Genomic DNA, 15711 nt, shown 5'->3' on the forward strand with positions numbered 1-15711 from the left:
GAGCGCAGCGACTGAGCGGCGGAGTGAAGAACCGGGGTTGATAGGGCCCCACCCCCGCGGCGCCGAAGGCGCCGCCAAAGTTACAGCAGCTGGCGGAGGCGGGTGCCCAGGGTGTCCCAGCGCCATTGCCGTTCGACGAAGGCTCGTCCGGCGGCGCCCATTTCGGTGGCTGCCGGGCGGTCGGCGAGGATATCGGCGATCGCGTCGGCTACGTGGTCGGCGCGGCGGCCGTCCACTACGCGGCCTGTTTTCCCGTCGAGTACCGTTTCCGGGGCTCCGCCCGAGGTTCCGGCTACCACGGGGACGCCGGAGGCGGAGGCTTCCAGGTAGACGATGCCGAGACCTTCCACGTCCAGGCCCGCGCCGCGGGTGCGGGCGGGCATGGCGAATACGTCGGCGAGGGTGTGGTGGGCGGCGAGTTCGTCCGCGGGTACCCGGCCGGTGAAGACCACATCGTCGGAGAGGCCGAGGGCGTCGGACAGGCCGCGCAGCCGGTCTTCGTAGGGGCCGCTGCCGGCGATCACCAGAACGGCGCCGGGGACGCGTTCCTTGATCCGGTGCATGGCGATCAGGAGGACATCCTGTCCTTTGCGCGGGACCAGCCGTGACAGGCAGAGCACGGTGGGCCGGTCGCCGAGTCCGTAGCGTTTCCGCAGTTCGGCGCGGGCTGCCGGGTCGGGGCGGAAGGTTTCGGTGTCCACACCGGGTGGCAGGTATTCGAGGGCGGCGTCGGCGCCGAATGCCGCGGCGAACCGGCGGCGGGTGTATCTACTGACGTAGGTGACCACATCGGTGTTGTTGCCGATGACTCGCAGGGCCTGTCGCGCGCCCGGCAGCATCGACCAGCCGACCTCGTGGCCGTGGGTGCTGGCGAGGATGCGATGGGCGCCGGCCCTTCGCAGCGGTGCCGACAGCAGGGCCAGCGGTGCGGCCGCGCCGAACCAGACCGTTTCGCAGCCCTCGGCGCGCAGTACTTTCCGGGCGCGGCGCAGGACCGCGGGCGTGGGCAGCATCAGCGTGGTCGGGTGGCGGACCACCTGGAAGGGCTGTTTCGCATCGAATCGGATATGGCTGTCACCGCGCCACCGGGGTGCGTAGACGACCAGATCGTCCGGGGGCAGCTGTCCGGCCAGCGCCTGCAGATACGACTGGATACCTCCCGGCCGCGGCGGGAAATCATTGGTAACCAGCAGAGTTCGAGCCATATGACCAACAGTATTGGCGTGCGGTCGGCTGCGTCGCTTCGGGTGTCAGTAGCGCCGGGCGGAGTGGTAGGGCGTGGAATCCATCGGTGCGACCGCGACCGGGACGCCGAAGGTCGACGCGTGCAGCATGAGGCCGTTACCGGCGTAGATGCCGACGTGGGAGATATCGTCGTAGAAGAAGACGACATCACCGGGTTGCAGTTCGTCGCGGCCGACCGGGGTGCCGTAGGCGGCCTGCGCCGAGCTGGTGCGTGGCACCTCCTTGCCGACCTGGGCGAACGCCCACTGGACCAGGCCGGAGCAGTCGAACTGGTCGGGACCGGTGGCGCCCCAGACGTACGGGTCGCCGACGCGGGTGAGTCCGGCGGCCAGAGCGCTGGTGCCGCTGCCGGGTACCAGATCCCGCAGCAGGCTGTCGCGATCGAATCCGGGTGGGAACGGTGAACCGGCCAGTGCGGTGCGATCGGCGGTCGACAAGGAGCCCCAGATCTCGATCACATGGGCGACGGCGTTCTGCAGATCGGTTTGTTTGCTCTGCACCTCGCCGCGGACGGTATTCGCCTGATCGGCGGCGGCGCGCGCGGTATCGGCGGCCGAACGAGCGGCGGATTGCGCGGCGGTGGCGGCGTCGGTCGCGCGTTTGTACTGTCTCAGCTGGTCGGAGGTCTGGGTGGCGACCACGTCCAGAGTGGACATCTGATCCAGCAGTTGCTGCGGTGAATCGCTGACCAGGACCGAGAACAGCCGGTTGGTCCGTGCGCCCTGGTAGGCCGCGATCGCGGTGCGATCGATCATCGGCCGGTAGCGGGCGACCTCGTTGCGGGCGGCGTCCACGGCGGCACCGGCTACGGCGACTTCGGCGTCGGCGTCGCGCTGGACGGCGAGTTTCGCGTCGAGGTCGGCCTGGGCGGTGAGGGCTTGCTGATTGAGCTGTTCGGCCTGCCGTGACAGGTCGATCATCTGCTGGACCGCTTCGCTCGCGGAGGTCGGTACCGGGTCGGCGCCGGCGCCGGCCGGGCCGCCGCCGTAGAGCGCCGCCGCGAGCAGTCCGGCCGCGAGGGCGGTGCGTGCGGTGTGCCGGTCCTGCCTGTGGCCGGGCCGATCCCGTTGCCGCCGTTGCCGCCGTTGGTGTGCTGCCACAGCCTGCCGTGCCCCGCTCTCATATGACGCTCTGTGCGATACGACCCGTAAAGATCTCGATTAGATTACGGAACCGCCGATGGAGTGTCCAGCACGGCACGAAATGGTCACGCTCCCGCGCGATTCCGGTCGGGGCGGGTCACGCCGGACACTCCGCGGCCGGCGGTCAGTAGCGTCGGGCGCCGGCGAACGGCATGGAGGAGATGGGTGCGACCGCTACCGGCGAACCGGCGGTGGAGGCGTGGACGACATTGCCGTCGCCCGCGTACAGGCCGGAATGCCCGCCGCCGTAGAACGACACCACATCGCCGGGCTGTAGATCGTTGATCGAGATGGGGGCGCCCGAGGCGAGCTGCGCGTCGCTGGTGCGCGGTAGTTCGCGCCCGGCCTGTCTATAGGACCACTGCACGAGTCCGGAACAGTCGAAGGCATTCGGGCCGGCCGCGCCGTAGACGTAGGGCGAGCCGACCTTGGAGAGCGCGGCGTCGAGTGCGATATCGCCGACGGTCTTGATGGGGGTGACGAACGGCGGGGCCGCGGGGGAGCCGGGCAGCTGGATGCCGGGGATGCCCGCCGGGATCGGGATCTCGTTGGGCACCTCGAACGTGCCGAAGCCGTCGATGGTGATCGGCTGAGCGGCGGCCGGTGCGGCGGGGAGCAGGAATGCGCCCAGGGTGGCAGCGCCGACGGCTCCGGTTACGGCTACGCGCCGTGCCTGTCGCTTGACGGTGTTGAACGCCATGATGCGGTCCTTCCGATCTCCCCGCCCGGTCGCACCGCCGGTGGTGCGCCGAACTCCGCGAGGTCTCGAAAAGATTACGAACAGATCACGGCCATTTGTAAAGCCCCAGGTATCGATAAACGTGTGCACCGCAGCTTTCGTCCGGCAAATTATGCGAGAGATATCACAGGGCGGCGCCGGATTGCGCCGAGGTTACGTACGGATGAGACAGGGGTGTGCGGACGTATCGATCCACGTCCGTTTCACATCGGAATTCGGTGATTTTTCGCAGCTGGAGCGGGAGGATGTCGTTCTGTGTGCGGTGGCCCAGCTGGGAAACCGCCCCCGGTTTGCCTCGGGGGGTCGTATGCGTTTTGAGTCGGGTGACTATTTTGTGCGCAATACGGCAATTGGATAGCTAACGAACATCGACTGTGAACTGGGGCACATTTTCGTGGTGAGGCGGGTGCGGACTGGGAACAAGGACAGGTTCGGCCCGCGAACCGAGCCCACGGACAACCGTCCGATACCGGGAATCTGTCGGACCCGCCCACTACTCTGCCGCCGTGCCCGAACCCGTTCCGATGCCCGCTCGGCAACTGGCGTTCGACCAGCTCGACACTCCGCTCTTCGATACGACCTTCGTGGTCGTGGATCTGGAAACCACGGGCACCAGTCCGGGAGCGGACGCGATCACCGAAATCGGCGCGGTGAAGGTGCGCGGTGGTGAAGTACTCGGCGAATTCGCGACGCTGGTGGACCCGGGCCGGTCCATACCGCCCGCGGTCGTACAGGTCACCGGTATCACCACCGCGATGGTGCGGGCGGCGCCGCCGATCGAGGCCGTACTACCCGGGTTCCTGGAATTCGCGGCGGGCGCGGTGCTGGTCGCGCACAACGCCCGATTCGATATGGGATTCCTGAAAGCCGCCGCGGTGCGCTGCGATACGCCGTGGCCACGCGCCCAGGTGGTCTGCACGGTACGGCTCGCGCGGCGGGTGCTCGGCCGCGACGAGGCGCCGTCGGTCCGGCTCGGCGTGCTGGCCCAACTGCTCGGCGCGGGCACCACCCCCACCCACCGCGCCCTCGACGACGCCCGCGCCACCGTGGATGTGCTGCACGCGCTGATCGGCCGGGTGGGGAATCAGGGGGTACACAGCCTCACCGAACTGATCGACTATCTACCCGAGGTCACCGCCGGGCAGCGGGCCAAACGTGCGCTGGCCGTCGACCTGCCCGTCGCGCCCGGTGTCTATCTCTTCCGCGGGCCGTCGGACGAAGTCCTCTATATCGGGACGGCGGTGAATCTGCGCCGCCGGGTGCGCAGCTACTTCACCGGATCGGAGACCCGGGGGCGGATCCGGGAAATGGTGCGGCTGGCCACCCGGGTCGATCATGTGGTGTGCGCGCACGGGTTAGAGGCAGGTGTCCGGGAGCTGCGGCTGCTGGCCGCGCACGCCCCGCCCTACAACCGCCGCTCCAAATTCCCGAAGCGGGCCTGGTGGATCACGCTCACCGCCGAAGCCTTTCCCCGGCTGACCCTGGTCCGTGAGCCCGGCGGTCCGGCGGTGGGGCCGTTCCACTCCCGGGCCGCCGCCGCCGATATCGCTGCCACCCTGGCCGAATACTGCGGTCTGCGTACCTGCACCACCCGGCTGTCCCGGACCGCGCTGCACTCGTGTCCGCCGGAAGTGGCCGGGGGTTGTCCGGCCGCGACCGGCACGCCGCGCGCGGCGACCGCCTACGCGGCTGCGCCGGCGGCCGCGCGGGCGCTGTTCGCCGGCACCGACGACACCGCGCTGCGCGCGTTGATGACCAGGATCGAGGACTACGCGTCGGGTGAGCAGTACGAATCGGCGGCGCGATTACGCGACCGGGCCGCGGCCGTCATCCGCGCGCTGCGTCGTACCCAGCGACTGGCCGCCGTCGCACGCCCCGCCGAACTGATCGCCGCGCATCCCGACGGTGCCGGCGGCTGGGAATTCGCCGTGATCCGCCACGGTCGCCTCGCCGGGGCGGGTACCGCCGGACGGGGGGTCGCGCCCATGCCGGTGGTCGAACGGATCGTCGCCGCCGCGCAGACCATCCGGCCCGCCGGGGCCGTGACCGGCGTTGCGCCCACCACCGAATTGCCCCTGGCCGGAGTCGAGCACCGGTCGCCGCCCCTGCTCGGGGCCGCACCGGACGAAGTCGCCGTGATCGTGCGCTGGCTCGAACGTCCCGGCGTGCGGATCGTGCGCACCACCGACGGCTACGCCGAACCCGCCCGTGGCGCGGGTCGCTGGATCGGCTGGGCCGAGATGGCCGATACCGCCGCGGGGGCGGCCCGGGCCGCCGAATCCTATGACGAACAGCGGGGCTGAGCGGCCGGTCGCCGGGCGGACCGCGTGGGCCCGCACGGCCGGGACTCGACGATGCCTAGGCTGTCCCCATGATTACCGCCATCGTTCTGATCCAGGCCGACAACGGGCGTATTCCGGAGACCGCGCAGGCGGTGGCCGATACCCGGGGTGTCGCCGAGGTCTACTCGTGCGCCGGGGATGTCGACCTGATCGCGCTGGTCCGCGTCCGCGACCACGAGCAGGTCGCCGAGGTGGTCACGGGGCGGATCGACAAGGTCGCCGGGGTGCAGCGCACGGTCACCCATATCGCGTTCAAATCGTATTCCAGTGCCGATGTCGAGGCCGGATTCTCCATCGGTGAGTGACCGCGGGGTCAGTCGTCGCCGAGCGTCCGGGTGAGTTCGGCCCAGCGGTCCAGCAGGGCGGCGGCCGCACCGCTGTCGATGGCCGTCGCCGCCCGCTCGATCCCGGCGACCAGATGTTCGTCCAGATCGGCCGCGCCGTCGGCGCCGCGGGACAGGTCGTAGGCGGTGATGGCGGCGGCGGAGTTCACCAGGACGGCGTCCCGTACCGCCCCGGGACGTCCCGCGAACACGTTCCGGGCCACCCGGGCGTTCACCTGGGCATCGCCACCGCGCAGTTCGTCCAGGTCGACCCGGGGGATACCGAGCCGGACCGGATCGATCACCGCTTCCCGGACCACACCGTCGGCGACCACGTAGACATCGGTGACATCGGAGGTGGTGATCTCGTCCAGGCCGTCGCGGCCGCGCACCACCAGTGCTCCGGCGCCCCGATCGGCGAATACGCCGGCGATGGTTTCCAGCAGATCCTCGAACGCGCACCCCACCAGCCCTGCCCGCGGCTGGGCCGGATTGGTGAGTGGACCCAGCACGTTGAACACCGTGGGGATCCCGATCTCCTTCCGGGCCGGCCCGGCGAAACGCAGGCCGGAATGGAACAGCGAGGCGAAACAGAAACCGATACCCACTTCGCGTACGCAGTGCGCCACCGATTCGGGGCCGAGGGCGAGTTTCACGCCCAGCGCCTCGAGGACATCCGCGCCGCCGGCCTTGGACGAAGCCGCCCGGTTACCGTGCTTGACCACCGGTATCCCGGCCGCCGCGACGACGATCGAGGACATGGTGGAAATGTTCACCGATCCCGACCGGTCGCCGCCGGTCCCGACGATATCCACCGCATCGCCGTCGATCTTCACCAGCCGCGCGTGCCCGAGCATGCCGCGGGCCATCCCGGCCAGTTCGGCCGGAGTAGGGCCCTTGATCTTCATCGCGACTCCGAACGCGGCGATCTGCGCCGAGGTGGAGTTGTCGGTGAAGATCTCGTCGATCACCCAGGTCGTATCGTCCGCGGTGAGGTCCTGTCCGTCGGCGAGCGCCCCGAGCATCAGGGGCCAGCTGCGCACGCTCATCTCAATCTCCTCGTCGCACCGATATCTGTGACCGAACGGTTGTGCACACCCTAAACCGCGCCCGGTCCCGTACACCGCACCACATCATCCGCGCTGTTCGCGGGGGCCTGCTCGGACGGGGGTCCGCCGACACGCCGAACCGCTGTGAGAGACGCACGGAGCCGGTCGATCACGACACGGATGATCAAGTTTGGAACCCGACTTCGACTGTCGTACTACGAAGAGTCATACTTACCCCCGTGACGACCGCAGTAGGTACCTCAGGATCGGCCATAACCCAGCGTGTGCATTCGCTGAACCGGCCCAACATGGTCAGCGTCGGTACCATCATCTGGCTGTCCAGCGAGCTGATGTTCTTCGCCGGCCTCTTCGCGATGTATTTCGTCGCGCGAAGTCAGGCGCCCGAGTGGCCGATGCCGCCGACCGAGCTGAACATGACGCTGGCCATCCCGGTCACCGCGGTGCTGATCGCCTCGTCGTTCACCTGCCAGATGGGTGTTTTCGCGGCCGAACGCGGTGATGTGTTCGGGCTGCGCCGCTGGTACGTGGTCACCTTCCTGATGGGCGCGTTCTTCGTCTGCGGCCAGGCCTACGAGTACTACCACCTGGTGGCGGAGGGGACCTCGATCGCCGGCAGCTCCTACGGGTCGGTGTTCTACATCACCACCGGGTTCCACGGTCTGCACGTCATCGGCGGTCTGATCGCCTTCCTGTTCCTGCTCGCGCGGACGGCGATGAGCAAGTTCACGCCGGCCCAGGCCACCGCCGCGATCGTCGTCTCCTACTACTGGCACTTCGTCGACATCGTCTGGATCGGGCTGTTCGCCACGATCTACTTCGTCCGGTGACACCGGAGCCCAATACAGCCCACCAGGTTCCGTCTACTCCAAAGGGACACAGATGAGTTCATCGCCCCCGACAGCGCCAGCGCCCGCCAGCGGTGGGCACGGCGAGGCCAGCAAGAAGCGCAGGCAGCGTCGCGTCCGCCGACGGATAGCGGGCGGTCTCGCGCTCATGGTGGGTCTCGTCGGAGCCGGTTTCCTCGCCTCGGCGCTCACTCCCGAGCCTCAGGTCGCCACCGCCAACGAGGATTCGGTCGCGCTGATCCGCGAGGGTCAGCAGCTCTACGAGACCTCCTGTGTCACCTGTCACGGCGCGAACCTGCAGGGTGTGGCCGATCGTGGTCCCAGCCTGATCGGTGTCGGTGAGGCGGCTGTGTACTTCCAGGTGTCGTCCGGGCGTATGCCGATGGCCCGTAACGAAGCGCAGGCCGAGCGCAAACCCCCGAAGTTCGACGCGCATCAGACCGACGCCCTCGGCGCCTACGTGGCCGCCAACGGTGGCGGCCCGACGGTGCTGCGCGACGCCAACGGCGAGGTCGCCCAGGAATCGCTGCGCGGTGCCGATATCGGCCGCGGTAGCGAATTGTTCCGGATGAACTGCGCGTCCTGCCACAACTTCACCGGTCGCGGTGGCGCGCTGTCCTCGGGTAAGTTCGCCCCGCCGCTGGAGCCCGCCTCCGAGGCGCAGATCTGGACCGCCATGGTCACCGGCCCGCAGAACATGCCGAAATTCTCCGACCGGCAGCTCTCGCCGGAGGAGAAGCGCGACATCATCGCCTACGTCAAGGACGCGGCCGAGGCGAAATCGCCCGGCGGCTGGGGCCTGGGCGGTTTCGGTCCCGCGACCGAAGGTCTGGCCATGTGGACGATCGGCATCGTCGCCGTCGTGGGTGCGGCGATCTGGATCGGGTCCCGGACGTGACCGGGTCAGCGCCCGGCGGCGGTAGCTTGCGTGGCCGTGGAGGGCGTCCGGTCACGTCCCCATCGGAAGGGACCTAGTCATGAGCGAACAGGAGCAAAACGAGATGGGTGGCCTGGACAAGCATTCCGCGGCCGCGACCCCGGCTGAACCGACCGAGGCCGAACTGGACGCGATGTCGCGGGACGAGCTGGTCGCGCTCGGTACCGCCCGTGACGGTGTGGACGTGGCCTACCGGCGGGAACGCTGGCCGGTGCCGGGCACCCGGGCGGAGAAACGTGCCGAACGGCAGGTCGCCCTGTGGTTCGCGATCTCCGGGCTGGCCGCGGCCGCCCTGGTGGGTGTGTTCCTGTTCTGGCCCTGGGAGTACAAGGGCAAGGACGACGACGGCCACGGCCTGTACACGCTCACCACCCCGCTCTACGGTCTGACCTTCGGTATCTCGATCCTGGCCATCGGTATCGCCGTGGTGCTGATCCGCAAGAAGTTCATTCCGGCGGAACTGTCGGTCCAGGACCGGCACGACGGTAAGTCCAGCGAGGTCGACCGCCGGACACTGGTCGCTCAGCTGAGTGACGCCGGGGAAACCTCCACCCTCGGTCGCCGCAAGCTCATCACCCGCACCGCGGGCGCGGGCGTCGGCGTCCTCGGCATCGGCGCGCTGCTGGTGTTCGTGGGCGGCATGGTGAAGAACCCGTGGGCGCAGCGCGAGAAGTCGCCGCTGTGGGTATCGGGCTGGACCCCGGACTTCCCGGGCGAAACCGTCTACATCCGCCGCGATACCGGCCGTCCGCAGGACATCGTGCTGGTCCGCCCCGAGGATCTGGACGCGGGCGCGATGGAGACCGTCTTCCCGTGGAAGGAATCCTGGCGCGGTGACGAGCACGCGACCCTGCAGTCGCTGCGCGGTATCCGAAACGCCGTCATGCTGATCCGTCTGCGTACCGAGGACGCGAAGAACGCGATCAAACGCAAGGGTCAGGAAAGCTTCAACTTCGGCGATTACTTCGCCTATTCGAAGATCTGCACCCACCTCGGTTGCCCGACCTCGCTGTTCGAACAGCAGACCAACCGGATCCTGTGCCCCTGCCATCAGTCGCAGTTCTCCGCGACCGAATGGGGTAAGCCGATCTTCGGTCCCGCTGCCCGAGCGCTGCCGCAGTTGCCGATCACCGTAAACTCAGAGGGGTACCTGGTCGCCAACGGTGACTTCATCGAACCCCTCGGCCCCGCCTTCTGGGAGCGTCGATCATGAGTTCTGGAGCTGCAGGCCGCAAAGTCGCGGCACAATTCAACGAAATGGACGAGCGGTACCGCGGCGCCGCCTTCGTGAAGCGATCGATCAACAAGGTGTTCCCCACCCATTGGTCGTTCCTGCTGGGTGAGATCGCGCTGTACGCGTTCATCATCCTGCTGCTGTCGGGTGTGTACCTGACGCTGTACTTCGATCCGTCGATGGCGCACGTCACCTATGACGGCGCCTACCAGCCGCTGCGCGGTGTGGGGATGTCGCGGGCCTACGAGACCGCCCTGAACATCTCCTTCGAGGTGCGCGGTGGTCTGTTCGTCCGGCAGGTCCACCACTGGGCGGCGTTGCTGTTCGCGGCGTCGATCATCATCCACCTGTTCCGCATCTTCTTCACCGGCGCGTTCCGCAAACCGCGTGAGGCGAACTGGGTGATCGGCTCGCTGCTGCTCATCCTGGCCATGTTCGAGGGGTTCTTCGGGTACTCGCTGCCCGACGACCTGCTCTCCGGTACCGGTCTGCGGGCCGCGTTCTCCGGTATCACCATCGGTGTTCCGGTGGTCGGCACCTGGCTGCACTGGCTGATGTTCGGCGGCGATTTCCCCGGCGAGATCATCGTCCCGCGGCTCTACATCGCGCATGTGCTGCTGTTGCCGGGCATCATGCTCGCGCTCATCGCGGCACACGTCGCCATCGTCTGGTATCAGAAGCACACCCAGTTCCCCGGGCCCGGCCGCACCGAGAACAACGTGGTCGGCTCTCGGATCGTCCCGGTGTTCGCCGCCGACCAGGGTGCGTTCTTCGCGTTCACCCTCGGCTTCGTCGCGATCATGGGCGGCGTACTGCAGATCAACCCCATCTGGAACCTGGGCCCGTACAACCCGTCGCAGGTGTCCGCCGGTTCACAGCCGGACTTCTACATGATGTGGACCGACGGTATGGCGCGTCTGATGCCGCCGTGGGAGCTGTATCTGGGCCGCTACACCATCCCCGCGGCATTCTGGGTCGCCCTGATCATGGGTCTGGTGTTCGCGGTGCTGGTCACCTATCCGTGGATCGAGAAGAAGCTGACGGGCGATACCGCCCGGCACAATCTGCTGCAGCGGCCGCGTGACGTTCCGGTCCGTACCGCGATCGGCGCCATGGCGATCGCGTTCTACGTGGTGCTCACGCTGTCCTGTGTCAACGACATCATCGCGCTCAAGTTCGATATCTCGTTGAACGCGACCACCTGGATCGGCCGTATCGGCCTGCTCGTCGCGCCGCCGGTGGCGTACTTCCTCGCCTACCGGTTCTGCATCGGCCTGCAGCGCAGCGATCGCGCGGTACTCGAGCACGGTATCGAGACCGGTGTGATCAAGCGGCTGCCGCACGGCGAGTACATCGAGGTGCACCAGCCGCTGGGACCGGTGGACAGCCACGGTCATCCGCTTCCGCTGGAGTACCAGGGCGCTGTGGTGCCCAAGAAGATGAACCAGCTGGGTTCGGCGGGCCAGCCGGGGACCGGCAGCTTCCTGCGGGCCGATCCGCGCGCGGAGAGCGAACAGCATTTCGCGGCCGAACTGGAAGAGGAACACCGGCAGCTGGCCGTACTCAAACGAGTACAGGACGAAGCCGGTTCCGACGGGAACGGGCACGGCGGGCACTGACCCGCCCCGCACGAACGAACAGGCCCCCTGGTCATCGGACCAGGGGGCCTGTTCGTGTTCGGGCCGGTCGTGGCGCCGGCGTCAGTTCGCGCGCCGGCGGGCCGATTCGATGGCCTCGAACTTGGCGAGGTTGTGCCGGGCGTCGGCCAGGGCGTCGTGCGCGTCACGCGGCGGTGGCGGCAGGTCCGGCCTACCGTGCGCCTCCCAGTGCTGCCGCAATTCGTTGGTGTAGCGCGGCAGTGTCGGCGGTAGGTCCACCATCGAACCCCAGAGCTGGCACAGCACCACATGGTCGTAGGCGCTGACCCACGCCCACAGTTCCGGTTGCACGGTGGGCCGGGGGACCAGGAAACGATACAGATCGTCGCGGATCTGCTGCCGGGTCCGCCACAGCGGAGAAGTCTTCGGCGGCAGCTTCGGCAGCACGTACTTGCACACCCAGGGCCCCGCGCGGTCCGCGTCGAACTCCGAGGACACCGCGTAGAACTCGCGCCCGTCCTCACAGACGACGCCCATCGACACGAGGTCGATCACATGGCCGTCCTCGATGAACTCCGCATCGTAGAAATATCTCAAAAGGTTGGGTCTCCTCGGCAGCGAACAGAACGCACGCGCCCACGGCCGTCCAGAACGGGCGACCATCGAGCACCGGCGGTGTAGCGAGCCTACCCAGGCCGGTCCCGGTGTATGTCCGCGCACACCTTCTGTTCACCTCGCGGGGTACACGACCCTGCGGCGGCGTCGGCGCCACAATCGGACACAGTATCCTGAAGGAGTGAACTGGACCGTCGACGTTCCTATCGACCGTTTGCCCGAGCTTCCGCCGTTGCCCAGTGACCTGCGGAAACGGCTCGATGACGCATTGTCGCGCCCGGCGCTGCAGCAGCCGTCCTGGGATCCCGAGCAGGCGGCGAACATGCGTACGGTGCTGGAGAGCGTGCCGCCGATCTGTGTTCCCGCCGAGGTCGACGAACTGCGTGGGCAGCTCGCCGAGGTGGCGCGCGGTGAGGCATTCCTCATGCAGGGCGGTGACTGCGCGGAGACATTCGCCGACAACACCGAACCGCATATCCGCGGCAATATCCGCACCCTGCTGCAGATGGCCGTGGTGCTCACCTACGGCGCCAGCCTGCCCGTGGTCAAGGTGGCGCGGATCGCGGGACAGTACGCGAAACCCCGCTCTTCCGATACCGACGCACTCGGGTTGAAGTCCTACCGGGGCGATATGGTGAACTCGCTGGTCGCCGACGCCGCGGTGCGCGAGCACGACCCCTCCCGCCTGGTCCGTGCCTATGCGAACGCCAGCGCCGCGATGAACCTGGTCCGGGCGCTGACCATGGCCGGAATGGCCGATCTGCACAAGGTGCACGACTGGAACCGGGATTTCGTCGCGCAGTCGCCGGCCGGGGCGCGATACGAGGCCCTCGCCGGGGAGATCGACCGCGGCCTGCGTTTCATGACCGCCTGCCGGGTCAACGATCCCAGCCTGCAGTCGGCCCGGATCTACGCCTCCCATGAAGCGCTGGTCCTGGACTACGAGCGCGCGATGCTGCGGCTCGCGCACAACTCGGCCGGTGATCCCGCCCTCTACGATCTGTCCGCGCATTTCCTGTGGATCGGGGAACGCACCCGCCAGTTGGACGGCGCGCATATCGCCTTCGCCGAACTGCTCGCCAACCCGATCGGTCTCAAGATCGGGCCCTCCACCACCCCGGAACAGGCAGTGGAGTATGTGGAACGCCTCGATCCGAACAACGAACCCGGCCGGCTGACCGTGGTCTCCCGGATGGGCAATACCAAGGTCCGCGAGATCCTCCCGGCGATCGTGCAGAAGGTCCAGTCCACCGGACACCAGGTCATCTGGCAGTGCGATCCGATGCACGGCAACACACACGAATCCTCGACCGGGTTCAAGACCCGGCATTTCGACCGCATCGTCGACGAGGTGCAGGGTTTCTTCGAGGTCCACCACGCGCTGGGTACGCATCCGGGCGGGTTGCACATCGAACTCACCGGTGAGGATGTCACGGAATGCTTGGGCGGAGCCCAGGACATTTCCGATCTGGATCTGTCGGGCCGGTACGAGACGGCCTGCGATCCGCGACTGAACACTCAGCAGTCGCTGGAGCTGTCCTTCCTGGTCGCGGAGATGCTGCGGTAGGGCGGCGCGGCGGGGGTGTCCCCGCCTACGCCGCCGCGCGCCGGCGGACTGTCAGGGGAATGCCACCAGGGTGACCGTCGTCCCCGGCTCGACATTGGCGTTCGCCGGAGGATTCTGGGAGACCACTGCCGAAGAATCCAGGGGCGCCAGCTGCCGGACCTGGACGGTGAGCCCCAGCGATTCCAGGGTCTGACGTGCTTCGGACACCTTTTTACCCATCACCGACGGCATCGTGACCGCTTCGCAGACCAGCAGAGTGACCGAGGACCCGGCATCGACGGTGGTGCCGACGGTCGGATCGGTCCCGACGACGCGGCCGGCTTCGACCAGTTTGTCGTAGACCGGGCGTTCACCGCTGACCGTGAGTCCGAGATCGGTGAGCTTCTGCCGTGCCTGTTCGGGTGTCGAGGCACGCAGATCCGGCAGCTGGACCGGTTTGGAGCCGTTGCTCTTCCAGATCTGCACCCGGGCGCCCGCGGGCAGGACCGTGCCGGGACCGGGATCGATCCGGGCCAGGGTTCCCTCGGGCGCCGTGCTGGCGACCTCGCCGCCGTCGACCGGTTGCAGGCCCTGATCGCGGATCAACTGCCCGACACTGTCCCAGTTGTCACCGGGGGAGACCGCCGGCACCTTGGGTTTCCCGCTGGAGACGAGGACGTCGATGGTGGAACCCTTGGTCTCGCGGGCCCCCGGGCCGGGATCGGTGCCCACCACGCCGCCGACGGGAACGGTATCCGAGGACTTGTCCCGGGTGCCGGTCTCGAATCCGGCCTCCTGGAGTTCGGTGGTGGCGTTCTCCAGTGTCATCCCGGCGACCGAGGGCACCGTGGCATAGCGGCCCATACCGAGCCACCAGCCGCCGATCCCGACGAGCAGCGTGACCACCACCACCACCGCGGCCCAGATCATGCCGTTGCGCCGGTGGTTGGCCCGGCTCTCCTGATAGGCGCTGTACTGGGTGGGTTGCTGCGGGGGAATGTAGGCGGGCGGCGGCGGCTCGTTCCGGGGCCGGGCCGTGGTCACCATCCGCGTGGCGTGCGGCCCGGCAGGGGCGGCGGCTTCGGGGGACGGCCGGGTGACCGGATGCCGGGCACTGGTGTGTTCGGCCGAGTCCTGGGGTGCGGGCACCCGGTAGGCGGGCAGCTCCAGCCGGGCGGCGACGGCCCGCAGTTCGGCGACCATTTCACCGGCATCCGCGAACCGGTGCCCGGGTTCCCTGGCGGTCGCGCGGGCGACCAGCCGGTCGAACTCCGGTGGTACCCCGGCGATGAACTCGCTCGGGCACGGGACGTCGTTCTCCACCCGCTGATACGCCACCGACAGCGAGTTGTCGCCGGTGAACGGCACTCGGCCGGTGAGCAGTTCGAAGATCAGGATCCCGAACGCGTACACATCGCTGCGGGCGTCGGCGCTACCGGAGGTCACCTGCTCGGGTGAGAGATAGGCCGCGGTGCCCAGAATGACGCTGGCCGAGGTGGTGTTGGCCGCCGCCACCGCGCGCACCAGGCCGAAATCGGCGATCTTGACATCGCCGGTATCGGAGATGAGGACATTCTCCGGTTTCACATCGCGGTGTACCAGCCCCGCGGCGTGCGCGACGCCGATCGCGGCCAGTACCGGTTCGGCCACCGCGCGTACCGCGTGCGGTGGCATCGGACCGCGTTCGCGCAGCAGTTCGCGCAGCGTACCGCCCTGGACCAGCTCCATGACGAGGAACGGGTACTCACCGTCGATACCTTGGTCGTAGACCTCGACCAAGGAAGAGTGTTTGAGTCCGGCGACCGCTCGTGCCTCGAATTCGAAGCGGCTGAGGAACTGGGGGTCACCGGCGAATTTGGGATCCATCACCTTGATGGCGACCTGACGTCCCAGGCGGGTGTCCACCCCGCGGAACACCATCGACATACCACCGCGGGCGATCGGCGCGTCGATCCGGTATCGCCGGTCGAGTACGGCGCCGATCAATTCTGTTCCGGCTGTCACGAACCTCTCCACTTTCCTACCGCGTCCACACGGTGGCCGCCCCGCGCGGCTGGTGTCGATGTTATCGGCCG

The 15711-nt window shown here is 68.1% G+C and carries 13 protein-coding genes; 7 read left to right on the forward strand and 6 right to left on the reverse strand.

From position 1 onward, the window contains the following. Positions 1–80 precede the first annotated feature (80 nt). The 3 genes from ACWEWT_RS13570 to ACWEWT_RS13580 form a co-directional block, all read right to left on the reverse strand. A complete protein-coding gene (locus ACWEWT_RS13570) occupies positions 81–1205 on the reverse strand; it encodes a glycosyltransferase family 4 protein (protein ID WP_452558844.1) in 1125 nt (374 codons plus the stop codon). Between the two features lie 45 nt (positions 1206–1250). Further along, entirely contained in the window at positions 1251–2252 is a 1002-nt protein-coding gene (locus tag ACWEWT_RS13575) for an NlpC/P60 family protein (protein WP_452559153.1), read from the reverse strand. 259 nt (positions 2253–2511) lie between these two features. After that, on the reverse strand, positions 2512–3087 hold the full coding sequence (locus tag ACWEWT_RS13580) for a C40 family peptidase (RefSeq protein ID WP_452558846.1): 576 nt from the start codon (positions 3085–3087) through the stop codon (positions 2512–2514). A gap of 563 nt (positions 3088–3650) precedes the next feature. On the opposite strand from ACWEWT_RS13580, the gene ACWEWT_RS13585 reads away from it, so the two are divergent. Both ACWEWT_RS13585 and ACWEWT_RS13590 read left to right on the forward strand, forming a co-directional pair. Next, entirely contained in the window at positions 3651–5429 is a 1779-nt protein-coding gene (locus ACWEWT_RS13585) for a DEDD exonuclease domain-containing protein (protein ID WP_452559154.1), read from the forward strand. A gap of 68 nt (positions 5430–5497) precedes the next feature. Next, the gene (locus tag ACWEWT_RS13590; protein WP_452558848.1) at positions 5498–5773 is read left to right on the forward strand and encodes an Lrp/AsnC family transcriptional regulator; all 276 of its coding nucleotides are present in this window, start codon (positions 5498–5500) and stop codon (positions 5771–5773) included. A gap of 8 nt (positions 5774–5781) precedes the next feature. Here ACWEWT_RS13590 and trpD read toward each other — a convergent pair whose 3' ends face one another. Further along, positions 5782–6840: an anthranilate phosphoribosyltransferase gene (gene trpD, locus ACWEWT_RS13595; protein WP_452558850.1), complete on the reverse strand. Its 1059-nt coding sequence runs from the start codon at positions 6838–6840 to the stop codon at positions 5782–5784. A 239-nt stretch (positions 6841–7079) separates the two neighbouring features. Here trpD and ctaE point away from each other — a divergent pair, with 239 nt between their 5' ends. The 4 genes from ctaE to qcrB all read left to right on the forward strand — a co-directional run bounded on the left by ctaE (position 7080) and on the right by qcrB (position 11496). Then, positions 7080–7688 (forward strand): aa3-type cytochrome oxidase subunit III, encoded by a 609-nt coding sequence (gene ctaE, locus ACWEWT_RS13600; protein ID WP_452558852.1) that lies wholly within the window; start codon positions 7080–7082, stop codon positions 7686–7688. Between the two features lie 52 nt (positions 7689–7740). Then, positions 7741–8604, forward strand: a complete 864-nt coding sequence (qcrC, locus tag ACWEWT_RS13605; RefSeq protein ID WP_452558853.1) for a cytochrome bc1 complex diheme cytochrome c subunit — start codon at positions 7741–7743, stop codon at positions 8602–8604. A gap of 103 nt (positions 8605–8707) precedes the next feature. Continuing rightward, positions 8708–9856, forward strand: coding sequence for a cytochrome bc1 complex Rieske iron-sulfur subunit (gene qcrA, locus ACWEWT_RS13610; RefSeq protein WP_452559155.1), 1149 nt, complete (start codon positions 8708–8710; stop codon positions 9854–9856). Further along, a complete protein-coding gene (gene qcrB / locus ACWEWT_RS13615; RefSeq protein ID WP_452558855.1) occupies positions 9853–11496 on the forward strand; it encodes a cytochrome bc1 complex cytochrome b subunit in 1644 nt (547 codons plus the stop codon). Before qcrA ends, qcrB begins: the two co-directional genes overlap by 4 nt. Positions 11497–11577: 81 nt before the next feature. Here qcrB and ACWEWT_RS13620 read toward each other — a convergent pair whose 3' ends face one another. Beyond that, a complete protein-coding gene (locus tag ACWEWT_RS13620) occupies positions 11578–12072 on the reverse strand; it encodes a polyadenylate-specific 3'-exoribonuclease AS (RefSeq protein ID WP_452558857.1) in 495 nt (164 codons plus the stop codon). Positions 12073–12271: 199 nt separating this feature from the next. Between ACWEWT_RS13620 and ACWEWT_RS13625 the strand changes: the two genes are divergently transcribed. Then, complete coding sequence (locus ACWEWT_RS13625) at positions 12272–13657, forward strand: class II 3-deoxy-7-phosphoheptulonate synthase (protein WP_452558858.1); 1386 nt, start codon at positions 12272–12274, stop codon at positions 13655–13657. A 51-nt stretch (positions 13658–13708) separates the two neighbouring features. On the opposite strand, the gene pknB is transcribed toward ACWEWT_RS13625, so the two are convergent. Next, a complete protein-coding gene (pknB, locus tag ACWEWT_RS13630; protein ID WP_452559156.1) occupies positions 13709–15622 on the reverse strand; it encodes a Stk1 family PASTA domain-containing Ser/Thr kinase in 1914 nt (637 codons plus the stop codon). Positions 15623–15711: the final 89 nt, after the last annotated feature.

This window comes from Nocardia sp. NPDC003963, assembly GCF_053605105.1.

Bases quoted from the DNA above. Each gene is read 5' to 3' on its own strand.
- ACWEWT_RS13570 (WP_452558844.1), bottom strand. From the start codon at position 1,205: ATGGCTCGAACTCTGCTGGTTACCAATGATTTCCCGCCGCGGCCGGGA.
- ACWEWT_RS13580 (WP_452558846.1), bottom strand. From the start codon at position 3,087: ATGGCGTTCAACACCGTCAAGCGACAGGCACGGCGCGTAGCCGTAACC.
- ACWEWT_RS13585 (WP_452559154.1), top strand. From the start codon at position 3,651: ATGCCCGCTCGGCAACTGGCGTTCGACCAGCTCGACACTCCGCTCTTC.
- ACWEWT_RS13590 (WP_452558848.1), top strand. From the start codon at position 5,498: ATGATTACCGCCATCGTTCTGATCCAGGCCGACAACGGGCGTATTCCG.
- trpD (WP_452558850.1), bottom strand. From the start codon at position 6,840: ATGAGCGTGCGCAGCTGGCCCCTGATGCTCGGGGCGCTCGCCGACGGA.
- qcrC (WP_452558853.1), top strand. From the start codon at position 7,741: ATGAGTTCATCGCCCCCGACAGCGCCAGCGCCCGCCAGCGGTGGGCAC.
- qcrA (WP_452559155.1), top strand. From the start codon at position 8,708: ATGGGTGGCCTGGACAAGCATTCCGCGGCCGCGACCCCGGCTGAACCG.
- qcrB (WP_452558855.1), top strand. From the start codon at position 9,853: ATGAGTTCTGGAGCTGCAGGCCGCAAAGTCGCGGCACAATTCAACGAA.